Raw genomic sequence first — 1,927 nt, forward strand, 5'->3', positions numbered from 1 at the left:
CAGACTAACCGTCAATTAATGATGGGTTACGCTATCACTAACCCATCCTACTGGACTTACTAATTACTACACCCGGGAACGAGGTTGATTTTAAGCTGACTGCTGACTGCTGACTGCTAAATGCTTACCCTTCTCCTTTAAGCATTTTCACTATAATCCCAATAATTTTACTAATATCACTGATGTAATAGTTATCATTATTGATATAAGCGACATTTTTCTCAAGCTTAAGGAACCTCGATTTATCTCCTTAGGTGCGCTTTCCGTTGGCGAATTAAATTCGCCACGGGTCGCACCTCTTGTAACTGCACCATATACACAGGGTAACTCATGATTGGCTTTTGCCTGGGATAGCCTGACCCAAACGATGTTGGCGTAGCCTTCCCGAAGGGTAGCCGATGCTCTGGGGCGACTCCTTCGGGAAGGTTAATTAGCCACGCCAAGGCTTGTCTTAGCTGGGTTTCGTACCTCAAGCTAGCCTAGGATGGGACTACTGAGCTTATAGCAACCGAAGTATAGTTTAGGACAGAGTATTTTGGTTGAAAGGGAGTAGGGAGTAGGGAGCAGGAAGCAGAAATATGTCTTAAGCTTTACATCGACTGCTATACCGGACAAGGCAGAAATCTGGAAGGTCTTCAATTGGAATTCCCTCATCGCAGGGGCCAGTAAACTTGAATGCCTCTGCTTCAATAAAATCACCAGTAACATTACCGACTAGATCATAGTTTCCTGAGAGTTCCAACTTCTTGACTGGTGCTCCTTCTTTCAAGTCATCTGCTGTCAGCTCGACCCAAATAATATTGGGGGATAAAGTGGATTCAAAGTAATAAACTTTGCTAAGGTGATTTGCTGCTGTTCGCCAAATGGTAGTGGAAATATTGGGTTGTTCTGGATCACTTGCTCCGAATGGAACTGATACATTGCGCATGACCGACATTACATTGGCCAGTGTTTGTCTGTCGGACTGAGGAGTAGGTAGATTCTTTAGGTAATAGCTCGCTCGTACATACCTGTCAGCTGCTCGGCGTGTTCCAGGTAGCATAGCATCGCCACCTACTGATTCCCAATAACCATTGAGTGCTATTTGCTCGTCGTAGATAGGAGAGTTGGTCATCACCGCAAATTCCTTTCCATGGTGAATAACCAGCTTGCCTTCGAGGTGTTCAAAGATAGCCGAGTCACCCAGTGGATCTGAAAGAGAAAAATGGAGTGTAGGGGGATGGGCGAGACCGCTGTCGCTAGGAAGCGGTGAGGCAACGACTTGTAACTCATCGTTCTCCAATGCACTTACCGCTTCCTGAACCGTTGCAAAATTGTCCAAAATATACTGAGTATATGCTGACCATGATATTCCCTCACGGGAGGTGTCACGCTCGCCGAAATCTGCTTCGCCAAGATACAGCATATTTGCCATCAAGCCTTTTTCATTCAACCCATCAGCAGTAGCTGTATCGAAGCCAGCAGCGATCACACTTCCATATTTTGACTTCCACTCAACAGAATTCTTACCTACTACCCCATCTCGCTCCATTCCAGCCGGAAACATCCATAGATTGGATTTAATGTCTTCATACCAATCCATACTGCGGCCAGTGACAGCATAGGTCGGTGTGACGTCTTCTGTATAAGACGCATGAAGAGCCCGTGAACATGCTTGAGCATCACTCAAAAAAACCAGATTTATGATTAACCCACAGATCAATAATGCTTTGAAAGTTCGCACAATGAAGTGCATAACTTATGCCTCCTGTGTTGATTAATGTAGATTGCACCAGTAAGGAATGTATCATATCCTTCCAAATTTCTCTAGACCTCGCCACTAGTGATCGCGCCACCATCCCAACCCAGCCTTGAGAACCTCGCAACTCAAAGGACTTGGACTCACGAGCAAGCGCTACCATAATCAGCATCTGTGACCTTGGCGACT

3 protein-coding genes are annotated in these 1,927 nt (G+C 45.5%); all 3 read right to left on the bottom strand.

Translation table 11 applies throughout. The features are described from left to right. Window positions 1-242: 242 nt before the first annotated feature. Window positions 243-473: a hypothetical protein gene (locus tag F6K38_RS40620; protein WP_131827239.1), complete on the bottom strand. Its 231-nt coding sequence runs from the start codon at window positions 471-473 to the stop codon at window positions 243-245. Between the two features lie 110 nt (window positions 474-583). Further along, window positions 584-1,669 carry a linear amide C-N hydrolase gene (locus tag F6K38_RS40625; protein ID WP_287360510.1) on the bottom strand — a complete coding sequence of 362 codons (1,086 nt, stop codon included), beginning with the start codon at window positions 1,667-1,669 and terminating at the stop codon, window positions 584-586. After that, window positions 1,662-1,927 (bottom strand): hypothetical protein (locus F6K38_RS40630; protein ID WP_287360511.1); only part of this gene is annotated, 266 nt, incomplete at its 5' end. The genes F6K38_RS40625 and F6K38_RS40630, both read right to left, overlap by 8 nt.

Origin of the sequence: Moorena sp. SIO3B2, assembly GCF_010692525.1 — a bacterium.
Taxonomy (GTDB): domain Bacteria; phylum Cyanobacteriota; class Cyanobacteriia; order Cyanobacteriales; family Coleofasciculaceae; genus Moorena; species Moorena producens.